Origin of the sequence: Glaciecola petra (assembly GCF_031846345.1) — a bacterium.
GTDB lineage: Bacteria > Pseudomonadota > Gammaproteobacteria > Enterobacterales > Alteromonadaceae > Glaciecola > Glaciecola petra.
On sequence record NZ_JAVRHX010000003.1, the window covers coordinates 1 to 15,542 of the forward strand.

Consider the following 15,542-nt stretch of genomic DNA (forward strand, 5'->3'; position numbering starts at 1 on the left):
CCTAGTTTTCAAAAATTATGTAATAATTTATGAAACTTAATCACCTTACTGAAGTCGTAGATAACTGACCATAAAGTTATGGGTGTTAGCTAGTTCGTGAAGGAGCGCGAAGTTTATAGATTTATACTAAAAGGTCAATACCTATACCCGTGTTTTGTTGTTATTTTTTGAGAAACAAAGTATGTTAACAACCCGCTAACATTTACTGGTAAATAATTCGTTATTTAACCAATGAATGATAGCTAAGAAAATATAAAAAATACTAGTAGTGAGAACTAAGGGCAATACAAATGAAAGTAATATTAACCGTCACGCTATGTACGATGTTATGCAGTCAACCACTCATTGCAGGGCAGAGTAACAAAGAGTCTGTCAGTAACTTAGTTCAAAATCCACAATTGGTTCAATTCTTTAAAAGACAAGTTGCAGGCAGTTCTTCACTTGGCAACGCATTAAAGGGTTTATTGGATCGTTACCCACAAAGAACAACAGAATTTGTTTCTATCGCATTAACTGCTTACCCAGACCAATATAAAGAAATTATTAGTGCCAGTGTTTCTGCACAACCGATGTTTGTAGACGAAATAATAATGGTCGCTACAGATTATCAAGTATCGAGTCCAGGAGACCTAGTAGAAATTGCAATAAACGCTGAGCCAAGTTATGCGGGCGCAGCAACAAGTGCTGCATGTAAATATAATCCAGATTATTTTAATGAGATAGTAAGAAGAGCGGTTACAGCCGAACCGGACTCAGCAGACCAAATTGCACAAAAACTAGTCACCGCATACCCTTCAAAGACGATGGAAATTCTTATTACCACCATTAAAGAAGTACCTTATGTAGGAAAGTATGTTTTAGATGCGCTATTAGCAACTGTTTCGCACGATGATGAAAAATCTGAAGATATGATAATCATATCTATAGAGCAATTAGCACAATACCCTGATGCTATTGGACGACTTGTAGAACTTGCACAACAAAGAGATATTGCAGCCGAAATCATTGAAGAAAGCGCAATAAAAGGTGGGTTAAGTCAAGAAGCTATTGCTGCCGTCATCAATGAGCATTATCAAAACGAACTTAATTGAAGTTATTAAGGCCAAAATATCATCCCTCATTAAAACAAAAAACCCGAGCAAAGCTCGGGTTTTTTAATTTAAACTGCTATTAATCTTCTGTTGCTTCAACTTCTTCAACAACTTCTTCTTCAATAACAGGACGGTCAACTAATTCAACATACGCCATTGGCGCATTGTCACCTGCACGGAATCCACATTTAAGGATACGTGTGTAACCACCTGGACGCGCGTCATAGCGAGGACCAAGTTCGTTAAATAATTTACCTACCACTTCTTTATCAGCTGTTCTAGCCATAGCTAGACGGCGATTTGCAACACTGTCTTGCTTAGCTAAAGTGATTAGCGGCTCTATAACACGACGCAGTTCTTTCGCTTTAGGCACAGTAGTTTTAATAACTTCGTGCTTTACCAATGAGCTTGCCATGTTTTTAAACATTGCTTGCCTATGGCTACTATTACGATTTAACTGTCTACCACTCTTACGATGGCGCATAGTTCTATCCTTCTTTAAAAATCAGTTTAATAAAACCTGATTAATCTTTTTCAGCGATTGACTCTGGTGGCCAGTTTTCTAGGCGCATACCTAGAGAAAGTCCACGAGAAGCAAGTACATCTTTAATTTCTGTAAGCGACTTCTTACCTAAATTAGGCGTTTTAAGAAGTTCTACTTCAGTGCGCTGTACCAGGTCACCAATATATTGGATAGCCTCGGCTTTCAAACAGTTTGCAGAACGAACCGTTAGTTCTAGGTCGTCCACTGGACGCAATAGAATTGGATCAAATTCTGGCTTCTCTTCTTTAGCTTCAGGTACTGAAATGTCTCGTAGTTCAACGAACGCATCCAGTTGCTGGGCAAGAATAGTAGCAGAGCGACGAATGGCTTCTTCTGGATCTAGTGTTCCATTAGTTTCCATATCGATAATTAACTTATCTAAATCTGTGCGTTGTTCAACACGTGCAGACTCAACAGAATAAGCAATACGCTCTACCGGACTGAATGAAGCGTCAACTAGTAAACGACCAATTGGACGATCATCATCTTCAGAGGTACGGCGAGTAGATGCTGGTACATAACCGCGACCTATTTCTACTTTGATGCGCATACTCAACTCGGCGTCGCCGGTCAAATTACATATCACATGCTCAGGATTAACAATCTCAACGTCACCGTCATGCTGTATATCGCCCGCAAGAACAGGACCAGCACCAGACTTAACTAGTGTTAAGGTAGCTTCGGTTTTGTTTTCTAGTAAAACCGCTAAACCTTTAAGGTTAAGCAATATTTCTAGTACATCTTCTTGCACGCCTTCTTTGGCGGTGTACTCGTGTAACACACCGTCGATTTCTACTTCTGTGACTGCACAACCAGGCATAGAAGATAGTAAGATACGACGAAGTGCGTTGCCCAGAGTGTGGCCAAAACCACGCTCTAACGGCTCTAGTGTTACTTTTGCACGAGTAGGTGAAACATTTTCGATTTCAACTAATCTTGGCTTTAAGAATTCGGTCACTGAACCCACAATGTATCCTCTTTAGTTATTCTTTACTTCGAGTAAAGTTCGACAATCAACTGTTCGTTTATTTCCGCAGACAAATCTGTTCTTTCAGGAAGACGCTTAAAAGTTCCTTCCATCTTAGAATTGTCAACTTCCAACCATGTTGGCTTCTCGCGTTGCTCTGCTAACTCAAGAGCAGCAACAATACGAGCTTGCTTTTTCGCTTTTTCGCGAACAGCAACCACATCTTCAGCTTTTACGTTGAAAGATGGAATGTTAACAACTTGTCCATTGACTAGGATTGCCTTGTGGCTAACAAGCTGACGTGCTTCTGCGCGTGTACTTGCATATCCCATACGATAAACAACATTATCTAGACGCTGCTCAAGAAGTTGCAACAAGTTTTCACCTGTATTGCCTTTAAGGCGAGCCGCTTCTTTATAGTAGTTTCTAAATTGTTTTTCCAATACGCCATACATACGACGTACTTTTTGTTTTTCACGCAATTGTGTTCCGTAATCAGACAATCGGCCACGACGGGCACCATGTTGACCAGGAGCTGTTTCAATTTTACATTTACTATCAATTGCTCTTACGCCGCTTTTAAGGAACAGGTCGGTCCCTTCACGACGACTAAGTTTGAGTTTTGGACCCAAATATCTTGCCATGATCTTTCTCCAACTGTTCGCTTATACGCGACGTTTTTTAGGTGGACGACAACCATTATGTGGTATTGGCGTCACGTCGGTTATGTTAGTGATCTTGTATCCTGTAGCATTTAATGCACGAATAGCAGATTCACGACCTGGACCAGGACCTTTCACGAACACTTCAATGTTCTTCAAGCCATAATCTTGTGCCGCTACGCCTGCTCTCTCTGCTGCAACCTGAGCTGCAAACGGAGTAGATTTACGTGAGCCACGGAAACCCGAACCACCAGATGTTGCCCAAGCTAGCGCATTACCTTGACGGTCGGTGATAGTCACAATCGTATTGTTGAAAGACGCATGGATATGAGCCATGCCATCAGCAACTTGACGTTTAGCGCGTTTACGCGCCTTTGTAGGTGTTTTAGCCATAACTTAAGCCTCGCTTACTTTTTAATAGGTTTACGAGGACCTTTACGGGTGCGCGCATTAGTTTTAGTGCGTTGACCACGTAGAGGTAAGCTACGACGGTGGCGAATACCACGGAAGCAACCTAGGTCCATCAAACGTTTAATACTCATCGAGACTTCACGACGTAAATCACCTTCAACAGTGAATTTAGCCACTTCATCTCGTAACTTATCTATAGTTGTCTCATCCAATTCTTTAATCTTGGTAGACTCTGAAACACCTGCACTTACACATATTTCTTTTGCTCGGGTTTCCCCAATGCCAAAAATGGCTTGCAAAGCAATAACTGTGTGCTTGTGATCAGGAATGTTAATGCCAGCGATACGGGCCATTAACAGCACTCCTCTTATTTAGTGTTACTAGCCTAAAAAGCCCGTTAGGATACTTACCCAGTAACAAAATTGCAAATTAAGGTTTTAGAGTTCAAGCGCCAGTACAGCAACTCGATTTTAAAAACCATGTCTTGTGCTCAACTAAGAGCTGATTAACCTTGCCTTTGCTTATGCTTAGGCTCTACACAGATCACTCTAACAACGCCGTTACGTTTTATGATCTTGCAGTTACGGCAAATCTTTTTAACGGATGCACGAACTTTCATCACATCACTCCGTAATTGGCTAACTTAAGGTAGGCAAATGCCTAACCTTTAAGATTAGCTTTCTTAAGAACATCCCCATATTGATGAGACATCAAATGGGTCTGCACCTGCGCCATGAAATCCATTACCACTACACATATTATGAGTAGAGATGTACCACCGAAGTAAAACGGAACGTTAAACCACAATAGTAGGAACTCAGGCACCAAACAAACAAAGGTAATATAGAGAGCACCGGCTAAGGTCAACCTTGTCATCACTTTATCTATGTAACGTGATGTTTGCTCGCCAGGACGAATCCCAGGAACAAAAGCGCCAGACTTCTTCAAATTATCAGCGGTTTCGCGTGGATTAAATTGTAATGCTGTATAAAAAAAGCAAAAGAATATAATCGTTGCGGCATATAGCATTACATATAGCGGTTGCCCAGGAGATAAAGCTAATGATACGTCAGTCAAAAATGAGAAACTCTCATTTTGTCCCAGCATGTTAGCTAGCGTTCCAGGGAACAATATAATACTTGATGCAAAAATAGGTGGTATAACACCAGCCATATTCACCTTAAGAGGCAAATGTGAGCTTTGAGCTGCAAATACTTTTCTGCCTTGTTGACGCTTTGCATAGTTAACCACAATGCGGCGCTGTGCACGTTCAACAAAAACAACCAAGTAAGTTAATGCAACAATAATGGCACCTAAAACAAACAAGAATAAAAGATTGATTTCGCCTTGTCTTGCTTGCTCAGCTGTTTGACCGATTGCAGTGGGTAAACCCGCTACAATACCTGCAAATATCAAAATTGATATACCATTACCGATACCACGTTCAGTAATCTGCTCACCTAACCACATCAAAAACATGGTGCCGGTGACCAAACTAACTACCGCTGTAAATGTAAAAGCTAAGCCAGGGTCAGCCACTAAGCCAGGAATCATTGAAGGTAAACCTGTCGCGATCCCAATAGATTGGAATGTCGCCAATACTAAAGTTAAATACCTTGTATATTGACTAATTTTACGCTGACCCGATTGGCCTTCTTTTTTCAGTTCTTTAAAGGGTTCATGCACAGCCGCCATCAACTGCATGATGATAGATGCTGTAATATAAGGCATGATGCCCAGTGCTAGTACCGATGCACGCTCTAGCGCGCCTCCCGAAAACATGTTGAACATGCCCACGATTGTTCCGGTCTGTTGTTCGAATATTCTCGACAACACATCAGAATCGATACCAGGAATGGGTACATATGACCCAAGCCTAAACACAATAATTGCGCCAAGCACGAACAGCAGGCGAGAGCGTAATTCGCCCAAACCGCCACCTGCACTTGATCCCTGTCCTGGTTTCGCCATTTAGCTTATTCCTCTACTTTACCGCCAGCAGCGTTAATTGCTTCTGCAGCGCCTTTAGTGGCTCTTATTCCACTTAAAGTAACTGCTCGGTCGATAGAACCACTAAGCATAACCTTAACAAACTGTATTTCTTTTTTAATAAGACCTGCAGCCTTCAAGGTTTCTAGTGAAACAATATCGCCTTCTACTTTAGCAATCTCGCTTAATGTGACTTGGTCAGTTACAAATGATTTGCGCGACGTAAAACCAAATTTTGGTAAACGACGCTGAATTGGCATTTGACCGCCTTCAAATCCTGGTTTTACAGACCCGCCTGAGCGACTCTTCTGACCTTTATGACCACGACCACCGGTTTTGCCTAAGCCTGAACCGATACCGCGACCTACACGTTTTCCTGTATTTTTAGCTCCCGGTGCAGGAGCAATAGTATTTAATCTCATCTTTTACTCCTCCACTATCTCAACCATGTAATTTACACGGCTGACCATACCACGAACTGAAGGGGTATCTTCAAGTTCACGAACATGACCGATTTTGCGTAAACCCAAACCAACTAATGTTGCTTTGTGCTTAGGCAAACGACCAATAGAGCTTTTAGTTTGCTTTACTTTAATCGTATTCGCCATGTTCAATTACCCCAAAATGTCATCAACAGGCAATCCACGTTTAGCCGCTACTTTCTCTGGTGAATTCATATCCACTAGAGCATTAATAGTTGCACGAACAACGTTGATTGGGTTGGTTGAGCCGTAGCATTTAGAAAGAACGTTTTGTACACCAGCTACTTCCATTACTGCACGCATCGCACCACCGGCAATAATACCAGTACCTTCTGATGCAGGCTGCATGTAAACTTTAGAACCTGAGTGACGCCCTTTAATTGGGTGCTGTAGCGTATTTCCGTTAAGGTCTACGTTAACTAGGTTACGACGCGCTTTTTCCATTGCTTTTTGAATAGCAGCTGGAACTTCACGTGCTTTACCATAGCCAAAACCTACACGGCCGTTGCCATCGCCTACCACTGTTAATGCAGTAAAACTAAAGATGCGACCACCTTTAACTACTTTAGAAACACGGTTTACAGCGATTAGCTTTTCTAACAGGTCGCCCTGCTGTTGCTGATTATCTACTTTAGCCATCATAAACTCCTAGAACTGAAGGCCGGCTTCACGCGCGGCATCAGCCAGTGCTTTCACACGACCATGATATTTAAATCCACTTCTATCGAAGGCAACTTGCTTAACACCTTTTTCGATAGCTCGTTCTGCGATCGCTTTACCTACTGCCACTGCTGCTTCGACGTTACCTGTTGATTTAAGGTCACCTTTAAGTGATTTCTCAACAGTAGAAGCTGCCGCTAATACTTCAGAACCACTAGGCGCGATTAACTGAGCGTATATGTGACGAGGTGTTCGGTTTACTACCAAGCGATGTGCTTCAAGTTCACTGATCTTCTTACGTGCGCGAGTAGCGCGACGCAAGCGAGCTGTTTTCTTATCCATAACACCCACCTACTTTTTCTTAGCTTCTTTACGACGAACAGCTTCATCAGCGTAACGAACACCTTTACCTTTATAAGGCTCTGGCGGACGATAGGCGCGAATGTTGGCTGCAACCTGGCCTACTACTTGTTTGTCGGTGCCTGAGACAACGATTTCAGTTTGAGTAGGAGTTTGTACGGTAATACCTTGAGGCATTTCGTATACGACTGGGTGTGAAAAGCCCAACGTTAAGTTTAGTTTGCTACCTTGTGCTTGTGCACGGTAACCAACACCATTTAACTGAAGCTTCTTTTCAAATCCGTCGGTTACACCTATTACCATTGAATTTAATAATGAGTTAGCCGTTCCTGCTTGAGCCCAACCATTTGCTGCACCCTCTTTAGGAGCGGTGGTCAAAGTGCCGTCTTCTTGTCCAACTTCTACTGCATCATTAAACACTCTGGTTAAAGTGCCCTTTTTACCTTTTACTGTAACTTCTTGTCCTGATATGGAGACTTCCACACCAGATGCAATGGCTACAGCTGCTTTTGCTATACGTGACATAATTATTCCTCCGTTATGCTACATAACCGATGATCTCACCACCCATGCCCGCTTTACGCGCTGCACGGTCAGTCATCACACCTTTTGAGGTAGACACGATAGCAATACCAAGTCCGCCTAGTACCTTAGGAAGCTCATCTTTTTTCTTGTAGATGCGCAGCCCAGGACGGCTAACTCTTTGTATTGTATCAATTACTTTTTTACCTTCGAAATATTTCAAGCTAATTTCAAGAGTAGGTTTAGCACTCTCTTCAACTGAAAAACCTTCGACATACCCTTCTGCTTGCAATAGTGCTGCAATAGCAACACGCAATTTAGAAGACGGCATAGAAACCGTAACTTTAGAAGCCAATTGGCCGTTACGAATTCGGGTAAACATATCCGCGATAGGATCTTGCATGCTCATATCTGCTACTCCTTACCAGCTGGCTTTTTTAAGGCCAGGGACTTCACCACGCATTGCAGCTTCACGAAGCTTTATGCGAGAAAGACCAAATTTGCGTAGGAAACCATGTGGACGGCCCGTTACACGACAGCGATTTTGCTTGCGTGAACGTGAGCTATCACGTGGCAGTTGTTGTAGCTTAAGAACAGCGTCCCAGCGCTCTTCTTCAGAAGAATTCACATCATTAATGATCGCTTTAAGCGCTTCACGTTTTGCTGAATACTTCTTAACCAGCTTGGCACGTTTTACTTCGCGTGCCTTCATTGATTCTTTTGCCATAACCCTACACCTTATTTTCTAAACGGGAAGCTAAACGCGCTCAATAGAGCATGTGCTTCTTCGTTATTTTCTGCACTGGTAGTGATAGTGATATCCATACCGCGTACTTTATCCACCTTATCAAAATCGATTTCGGGGAAGATGATTTGCTCACGTACACCCATGCTATAGTTGCCTTTACCGTCAAAAGATTTCGGGTTAAGACCACGGAAGTCACGGATACGAGGAATTGTGATTGAGATTAAACGCTCAAGGAATTCCCACATACGTTCGCCACGTAGGGTTACTTTACAGCCAATCGGATAACCTTCACGGATTTTAAAACCCGCTACTGATTTTCTTGCAACAGTGACAACTGGTTTTTGACCAGCGATAGCAGCCATATCAGCTTGCGCCGATTCTAGTACTTTCTTGTCAGCTACTGCTTCACCTAAACCCATGTTTAAGGTGATTTTTTCAATCCGAGGGACTTGCATGACACTTTTGTATCCGAACTGCTTCGCAAGATCGGCTACTACGGTCTCTTTATAGAACTCATGCAGTTTCGCCATCGTACTCTCCAATAGTTAAACTAAGTCGCCGTTAGACTTAAAGAAACGAACTTTCTTCTCGTCTTCAAAACGGAAACCTACACGATCTGCTTTGCCCGTCGCTGGGTTAACAATCGCTATATTTGAAACATGAATAGAAGCTTCTTTCTCAATAATACCGCCCGGCTCTTCCGCTTGAGGATTTGCTTTCTGGTGTTTCTTGATGATATTGATGCCTTCTACATAAACACGGTCTTCAGAAGGTAAAACACGCAAAACTTTGCCTTGTTTACCTTTATCTTTACCCGCTAATACGACTACTTCATCATCACGACGAATTTTTCTAGCCATTATCGTGACTCCTTAAAGTACTTCTGGGGCCAATGAGATGATCTTCATGAATGAATCTCCACGAAGTTCTCTTGTGACCGGGCCAAAAATACGCGTGCCAATAGGTTGCTTGTTTGCATTAAGCAAAACAGCTGCGTTGTTATCAAAACGGATAGTTGAACCATCTGCTCGACGAACGCCTTTCCTAGTACGCACCACCACTGCATTTAAAACGTCACCTTTTTTAACTTTACCGCGAGGAATTGCTTCTTTTACAGTAACTTTAATGATGTCGCCTATGTGTGCATAACGGCGATGCGAGCCACCAAGAACCTTAATACACTGAACCCTGCGAGCTCCCGAATTATCGGCAACGTCCAGGTTAGTTTGCATTTGGATCATGTTAGTGCTCCGCTGTTAAATATTATGACTCTTCCGAGTCTCTAAGCTGCTATTTTTATTCAGGTTTTGAATAAAAATAGACCATACCCCCACAAAAAGGGCGCGAAACTATAACAGAAAATAGCGCATAGGTGTAGTTTAATTTGAAATAAATTTCATATCTATTGAAAAGTTGGCAAAGTCAATACCATTAAGGCTTGCGTAAGCGCCGCACTGGGCATGAGAAACCCCAAGATCAAGTGCAATTACAAACCATTATTGGCACAGGCGAGAGTTTGTTTTTTTAATTCAACTTTCATTTCATGGTCTTTTTAGTCAAGCACTGTAACTAGTACGTAAAGATTACGTAAACTCACTCTTATATTGATCAAACTTAGGTTAAGGTATGATTAATCTTAAGTTTGAGGATTAAGTAATGATCATTCGTCTGCAACCCTACTTTATTGTCTGCATCCTAAGCACACTGACATTAGTTGCCTGTGGAGGCGGTGGAGGTGGCGAAGCCTCTGAACCAACACCGGTAATACCTCCGGTTACTCCGCCAACAACCCCACCAACGACAACACCACAAGATGGCAGTGCTCCAAATATTCTATTTATACTTTCTGACGACCAAGGGCTTGATGCCTCAGCACAATATTCCTTTAGTACTGATATACCAACAACGCCAAATATAAATGCCTTGGCTGATTCTGGACTTGTCTTTGAAAACGCCTGGGCTACGCCAGCTTGTACAACTACTCGAGCAACAATTATCACCGGTAAATACGGTTTTAATAGCGGTGTAACCTTTGTACCAGCCCTTTTAACTGATGAACACGAAACCTTGCAAGCCTACATAAAATCAACGAGTACTGAAGATTATGCATCGGCTGTATTTGGTAAATGGCATTTAGGTGGCGGTAACGCATCAGCCAATCACCCTTCTGATGTGGGAATTGAGTATTTTGCAGGTAATTTAAGCAATATCTCAGACTATAATAATTGGGAGCTGACAATAAATGGTGCGACCGAAACAAGCACTGATTACCACACAACAGTAATTACCGACCTTGCTATCGAATGGATTGGGCAGCAAACAAGCTCGTGGTTTACCTGGTTAGCATACGCGGCCCCGCATTCGCCCTTTCACTTACCCCCGGCGAGTCTGCATAGTCGAAATTTATCCGGCACCGATGCAGACATAGATGCCAATACTCGCGCATACTACTTGAGTGCAATAGAAGCAATGGATACGGAAATTGGACGCCTATTGAACAGCTTATCTGACGAAGTTCGCGATAATACTATAATCATTTTCATGGGCGACAATGGCACACCAAGACGCATCATCGATACCACAAACTTTGATCGTTCTCATGCCAAAGGCAGCCTGTATCAGGGTGGCGTTGGGGTGCCTCTAGTGATTTCAGGTAAAGGCGTTGAACGGCAAGGTGAACGTGAAACAGCACTAGTTACCGCCACTGATTTGTATGCAACTATTGCACAAATAGCGGGCGTTGATAGCCAAAATATTCATGACAGCAATAGTTTTATGACTATTCTGGATAACGACAACACTAATGATGATTCAGCCAATCAAGATATTATTTTAACTAGTTTCGAGTCAGCCAATACAACGGGCACCGCTATTAGAAACAGTGACTATAAAGTTATTGAATTTCACGATGGCAGCAGAGAGGTTTATGACATAAGCGCTAATTTTACTGAAAGATCTGACTTGATTAACGACAGCAGTTTAGACGATACAGTAAATAGCTTACTTATGTTTGCTGAAAGCGCAAACGGTGGCAATAGTACAAATCCGGACGCTATTAACATTACCAACGCGATTTTTACAAATGGTAGCGGAAATTGCGCTGAATACATGGCTGACTATACAAGTAATGCAACTGATGTCGCCCGAAATATTATGTTTGTAGGCGACTTGAGTATAACGTTAGAACAAGACAAGTGTGTGTTTTTAACAAATGCTATTCCTAACCATGACTTCAACGATGGCGGCAATGCTTTTCCAAACGATGTATCGGAACAAGATGATCGCTTTGAAATTACTATCGCACCAGAAAAAGCCGACACAACTACTGCCTTAAGTCTTGTTTACGACAATGCAATTTTGTTAAACGGTGTAAAAGTCGATATTCTAGCAGCAGGCTGTTTTGGCGTGGGAGACGGCAGAATAGGTTGTAACGACATTACAACGCCCTGGCGATATGATCCCATGCACCCAGAAAGTGGTTTCAATGTTGATAGCCATAATGCCCATGCTCAAGGCGATGGTACCTATCATTATCATGGTTCTCCTTTTGCGTTGTTTGCTGATGATAACTCAGAAGTATCCCCTGTTATTGGCTTTGCTGCTGACGGATTCCCCATTTATGGTTCATACATTCAAATCGATAATGACATTAGAAAGGTCTTATCCAGCTACCGACTAAAAACAGGTGACAGACCAAGTGGAGATGGCGATCCTGGCGGACAATACAACGGTACCTTTAGAGATGACTACGAGTATATAGAGGGTTTGGGCGACCTTGATGAGTGCAACGGCATGACTGTAAATGGTGAGTATGCATATTATATTACTGATGCATTTCCCTATGTACTTGGATGTTTTAGCGGGACGCCCGATGAGAGTTTTAACAAACGTTAAAAGGATATGCGTTGGCTAGTAATTTATTTTACTAGCCTCTTTAAGCCCGCTGTCTTACAACCTCGAACAAGCATATACCGGTAGCCACAGAAACATTCAGACTAGAAACACTTCCAGCCATGGGCAGCTTGACCAATTCATCACAAGTTTCTCGGGTAAGTCTACGCATGCCCTTACCCTCAGCTCCCATCACTAAAGCGGTAGGGCCTTGAATTTTACAGTCGTAAATAAGCTGTTCGGCTTCTCCCGCTGTGCCAATAACCCAAACGCCCTGTTGTTGAATTTGTTTAAGGGTTCGAGCAAGGTTGGTCACCTGTATCAACGGCACTGTTTCAGCAGCCCCAACAGCGACTTTGCGGACAACCGGTGTAATTGCTGCTGATTTATCTTTTGGCACAATAACGGCATGTACACCTGCTGCGTCAGCATTACGCAAACAAGCACCTAAATTATGTGGATCAGTGACGCCATCTAATACCAGCAAAAATGGCACGTTTTGATTTTCGATAATGGTATCTAAATCAGCTTCTGTCATCACTCTTGCTGCCTTTGCACGCGCCATAATACCTTGGTGTTGTTCACCTTTTGAGCGTTCATCAAGCGTTTTACGTTGCACAAATTGGACCGAAATACGCTGTTTGCGAGCCAAATTCACGACTTTATTCATGCGATCGTCATTGCGCTCTTTCGCAACCATAATCTCCAAAATACGCTCTGGTTCATTAGCTAAAATCGCGGCAATAGAATGTAAACCAAAAACCCAATCTGTTTGTGCCATATTTATTCCTAAGATAATGCGTTACTTCGAACGCCGAGGCTTGTTCCTTGATGCTTTACTGCGTTTAGAACTTGGCCCTGCTTTTTGCTTGCCCTTGTTTTTATTTGATTTATTTCCAGCATGCGCTTTTTTATCTTGCGGATTGCCGGAATTCTTAGATCCACTGCCACCTTTTGGCGCACTGCGTGATTTTTTCTTTGTTTGACGTTCTTGTTGCTTTAATCCGTCTATCATCAAATCGATTTTACGCTCATCAAGATTGACAGCAGCAACTTTAACCCGGACGGGATCGCCCAAACGATATACAATGCCAGAATTTTCGCCGATTAGGCACTGCTTAACTTGGTCGAATTGATAGTAATCGTTGCCCAAGGCTGTGATATGAATCAAACCATCAATTTGATAGTCGGTAATTCTTACAAACAAACCAAAATTAGTCACTGAGGCAACAATTCCGTCAAAGACATCCCCAACGTGATCTTGCATGAACTCGCATTTCAACCAATCCGCAACATCTCTAGTGGCATCGTCAGCACGACGCTCGGCCATAGAACACTGCTCGCCTAATAATTCAATATCCGTTTCGGAATAGAATTTTGCCCCTTTACAGACTTTTTTACCCGTTTGCTTATTGATAATCGCTTTTAACACTCGGTGCACAATTAAATCAGGGTAGCGTCTTATAGGAGATGTAAAGTGCGCATATTGCTCCAACGCTAAGCCAAAATGCCCCACATTGTTACCATCGTAATTGGCCTGTTTCATTGAGCGTAAGAGCATACTTTGGATAAGATCTTTATCAGGACGACTTTGTATTTTCTTAGCTAGTGCTGCAAAATCGTGGGGGCTGGGTTCGTTGCTAGCAGTAAAAGACACACCCACCTCTGATAAATAGGAACGAAACGTTAATAAGCGGTCTTCGTCGGGTTTATCGTGTACACGGAACAAAGCCTCTGCGTTATTCGCTTCAATATATTTAGCCGCACAAACATTTGCCATGATCATACATTCTTCAATGACCTTGTGTGCGTCATTTCTGACTAAAGGCACTATGTGTTCGATTTTACGTTGTGCATTAAAGACGAATTTGGTTTCTTGACTTTCAAATTCTATCGCACCACGTCCATTTCGAGCTTTTTTCAACGCTTTGAACAAGGCATACAGATTGTTGAGATCGGCGACTCTATCGCTGTAGCGAGCTAGCATGTCTTCGTCGCCACTTAACACTTGCCAAACTTTGTTGTAAGTGAATCGTGCATGTGAGCGCATTACCGCTTCGTAAAACTGGTAGTCTTGCAGTTTACCGTTTGCATCTATACTCATTTCGCAAACCATGCATAAGCGATCTACATCGGGGTTGAGCGAACAGAGGCCATTCGATAAGACCTCGGGTAACATTGGTATAACTTGTTCAGGAAAATATACCGAAGTTGCTCTATTTTGAGCTTCAGTATCAAGTGCTGTTCCAAGCTTAACGTAAGCACTCACATCCGCTATAGCGACCCATAAGCGCCAACCTGCACCACCTTTTTCGCTTTCTTCAGGCAAACAATAAACGGCATCATCAAAGTCGCGAGCATCTTCTCCGTCAATAGTGACTAAGGGAAGTTGGCGCAAATCAACGCGTCCTTGTTTAGCATCTTCGGGCACTTCTTCAGTGAGTTTGCTCACCGAATTCGTAACACCTTTAGGCCAATTATGTGGAATATCAAAATTCCGAAGCGCTGTTTCAATTTCCATTCCTGGCGCCATATGGTCGCCAAGAACTTCAGTTATTTTGCCTGTAGGATTAACTTTTCTGCGCGGCCTTTGTATTATATCAACCACCACAACATGGCCTTGACGGGCGCCGTTCACATGTTCTTTAGGTATAATAATTTCGTGACATATACGGTTGTCGTCAGGAATAACTAAACTAACTCCCTGTTCAGTAAAGTAGCGCCCAACAATAGCCTCTTTGCGAGCTTCAATAACTTGATTGAACCTAAATTCTATTCGGCCTCTGCGATCAGTATTGCCAGTAGTGCCTTCAACCACATCGTCGTGTAACAACATTGACATTTGGCCAATAGGAATAAAATAGTCTTTTTCAGTTTCAGAATGTTTTAAGAAACCAAACCCATCACGATGCCCAATAACGCGGCCACGAACGAGTTCGCTTTGTTTTTGGATTTCATATTTTTTGTTTCGATTAAATAGCAACTGTCCTTCACGCTCCATGGCGCGCAGGCGTCGTTGAATACCAATTCGCATTGATTCTTCTTCAGCATTGAGCAGGTGACAAATTTCTATAAAGGAAAGTGGTTTGGCTTGTTTGCTTAAAAGGGAAAGAAGGTATTCTCGACTTGCTACAGGATTTTCGTATTTTTGCTGTTCGCGCTCAAAATGAGGATCATTGTTTGTCATGAGCGAGAACCTTTTTCTAAGGTTACTT

The 15,542-nt window shown here is 42.5% G+C and carries 21 protein-coding genes; 2 read left to right on the forward strand and 19 right to left on the reverse strand.

Features of this window, described 5'->3' with window-relative positions; all coding sequences use genetic code 11:
• Nucleotides 1–290: 290 nt before the first annotated feature.
• Entirely contained in the window at nucleotides 291–1,091 is an 801-nt protein-coding gene (locus RM552_RS10750) for a hypothetical protein (protein ID WP_311368846.1), read from the forward strand.
• A gap of 79 nt (nucleotides 1,092–1,170) precedes the next feature.
• Here the strand turns inward: RM552_RS10750 and rplQ are convergent, their stop codons facing one another.
• The 17 genes from rplQ to rplN all read right to left on the reverse strand — a co-directional run bounded on the left by rplQ (nucleotide 1,171) and on the right by rplN (nucleotide 9,677).
• Nucleotides 1,171–1,575: a 50S ribosomal protein L17 gene (rplQ, locus tag RM552_RS10755; RefSeq protein WP_311368847.1), complete on the reverse strand. Its 405-nt coding sequence runs from the start codon at nucleotides 1,573–1,575 to the stop codon at nucleotides 1,171–1,173.
• A 40-nt stretch (nucleotides 1,576–1,615) separates the two neighbouring features.
• Nucleotides 1,616–2,605 (reverse strand): DNA-directed RNA polymerase subunit alpha, encoded by a 990-nt coding sequence (locus RM552_RS10760; protein WP_311369276.1) that lies wholly within the window; start codon nucleotides 2,603–2,605, stop codon nucleotides 1,616–1,618.
• Nucleotides 2,606–2,625: 20 nt separating this feature from the next.
• Complete coding sequence (rpsD, locus tag RM552_RS10765) at nucleotides 2,626–3,246, reverse strand: 30S ribosomal protein S4 (protein WP_311368848.1); 621 nt, start codon at nucleotides 3,244–3,246, stop codon at nucleotides 2,626–2,628.
• Nucleotides 3,247–3,267: 21 nt separating this feature from the next.
• Entirely contained in the window at nucleotides 3,268–3,657 is a 390-nt protein-coding gene (gene rpsK, locus RM552_RS10770; RefSeq protein ID WP_311368849.1) for a 30S ribosomal protein S11, read from the reverse strand.
• A gap of 14 nt (nucleotides 3,658–3,671) precedes the next feature.
• Nucleotides 3,672–4,028: a 30S ribosomal protein S13 gene (gene rpsM / locus RM552_RS10775; RefSeq protein ID WP_311368850.1), complete on the reverse strand. Its 357-nt coding sequence runs from the start codon at nucleotides 4,026–4,028 to the stop codon at nucleotides 3,672–3,674.
• A 152-nt stretch (nucleotides 4,029–4,180) separates the two neighbouring features.
• On the reverse strand, nucleotides 4,181–4,294 hold the full coding sequence (gene rpmJ / locus RM552_RS10780) for a 50S ribosomal protein L36 (RefSeq protein WP_075607266.1): 114 nt from the start codon (nucleotides 4,292–4,294) through the stop codon (nucleotides 4,181–4,183).
• 41 nt (nucleotides 4,295–4,335) lie between these two features.
• Nucleotides 4,336–5,646 (reverse strand): preprotein translocase subunit SecY, encoded by a 1,311-nt coding sequence (gene secY / locus RM552_RS10785; RefSeq protein ID WP_311368851.1) that lies wholly within the window; start codon nucleotides 5,644–5,646, stop codon nucleotides 4,336–4,338.
• A gap of 5 nt (nucleotides 5,647–5,651) precedes the next feature.
• Complete coding sequence (rplO, locus tag RM552_RS10790; protein ID WP_311368852.1) at nucleotides 5,652–6,086, reverse strand: 50S ribosomal protein L15; 435 nt, start codon at nucleotides 6,084–6,086, stop codon at nucleotides 5,652–5,654.
• Between the two features lie 3 nt (nucleotides 6,087–6,089).
• Complete coding sequence (rpmD, locus tag RM552_RS10795; protein WP_311368853.1) at nucleotides 6,090–6,272, reverse strand: 50S ribosomal protein L30; 183 nt, start codon at nucleotides 6,270–6,272, stop codon at nucleotides 6,090–6,092.
• Nucleotides 6,273–6,278: 6 nt separating this feature from the next.
• Nucleotides 6,279–6,785, reverse strand: coding sequence for a 30S ribosomal protein S5 (gene rpsE / locus RM552_RS10800; protein WP_311368854.1), 507 nt, complete (start codon nucleotides 6,783–6,785; stop codon nucleotides 6,279–6,281).
• 9 nt (nucleotides 6,786–6,794) lie between these two features.
• On the reverse strand, nucleotides 6,795–7,148 hold the full coding sequence (gene rplR, locus RM552_RS10805; RefSeq protein ID WP_311368855.1) for a 50S ribosomal protein L18: 354 nt from the start codon (nucleotides 7,146–7,148) through the stop codon (nucleotides 6,795–6,797).
• 9 nt (nucleotides 7,149–7,157) lie between these two features.
• Nucleotides 7,158–7,691, reverse strand: coding sequence for a 50S ribosomal protein L6 (rplF, locus tag RM552_RS10810; RefSeq protein ID WP_311368856.1), 534 nt, complete (start codon nucleotides 7,689–7,691; stop codon nucleotides 7,158–7,160).
• Nucleotides 7,692–7,704: 13 nt separating this feature from the next.
• Nucleotides 7,705–8,097, reverse strand: coding sequence for a 30S ribosomal protein S8 (gene rpsH / locus RM552_RS10815; protein ID WP_311368857.1), 393 nt, complete (start codon nucleotides 8,095–8,097; stop codon nucleotides 7,705–7,707).
• Between the two features lie 12 nt (nucleotides 8,098–8,109).
• Nucleotides 8,110–8,415 (reverse strand): 30S ribosomal protein S14, encoded by a 306-nt coding sequence (rpsN, locus tag RM552_RS10820; protein ID WP_311368858.1) that lies wholly within the window; start codon nucleotides 8,413–8,415, stop codon nucleotides 8,110–8,112.
• Between the two features lie 11 nt (nucleotides 8,416–8,426).
• Entirely contained in the window at nucleotides 8,427–8,966 is a 540-nt protein-coding gene (gene rplE, locus RM552_RS10825) for a 50S ribosomal protein L5 (protein WP_311368859.1), read from the reverse strand.
• A gap of 15 nt (nucleotides 8,967–8,981) precedes the next feature.
• Nucleotides 8,982–9,296 (reverse strand): 50S ribosomal protein L24, encoded by a 315-nt coding sequence (gene rplX / locus RM552_RS10830; RefSeq protein ID WP_311368860.1) that lies wholly within the window; start codon nucleotides 9,294–9,296, stop codon nucleotides 8,982–8,984.
• A gap of 12 nt (nucleotides 9,297–9,308) precedes the next feature.
• Nucleotides 9,309–9,677, reverse strand: coding sequence for a 50S ribosomal protein L14 (rplN, locus tag RM552_RS10835; RefSeq protein WP_008846203.1), 369 nt, complete (start codon nucleotides 9,675–9,677; stop codon nucleotides 9,309–9,311).
• A gap of 415 nt (nucleotides 9,678–10,092) precedes the next feature.
• Between rplN and RM552_RS10840 the strand changes: the two genes are divergently transcribed.
• Complete coding sequence (locus RM552_RS10840; protein ID WP_311368861.1) at nucleotides 10,093–12,330, forward strand: YHYH protein; 2,238 nt, start codon at nucleotides 10,093–10,095, stop codon at nucleotides 12,328–12,330.
• Between the two features lie 40 nt (nucleotides 12,331–12,370).
• On the opposite strand, the gene rlmB is transcribed toward RM552_RS10840, so the two are convergent.
• Together rlmB and rnr are read right to left on the reverse strand one after the other, a co-directional pair.
• On the reverse strand, nucleotides 12,371–13,108 hold the full coding sequence (rlmB, locus tag RM552_RS10845) for a 23S rRNA (guanosine(2251)-2'-O)-methyltransferase RlmB (protein WP_311368862.1): 738 nt from the start codon (nucleotides 13,106–13,108) through the stop codon (nucleotides 12,371–12,373).
• Nucleotides 13,109–13,129: 21 nt separating this feature from the next.
• Nucleotides 13,130–15,514, reverse strand: a complete 2,385-nt coding sequence (rnr, locus tag RM552_RS10850) for a ribonuclease R (RefSeq protein ID WP_311368863.1) — start codon at nucleotides 15,512–15,514, stop codon at nucleotides 13,130–13,132.
• Nucleotides 15,515–15,542: the final 28 nt, after the last annotated feature.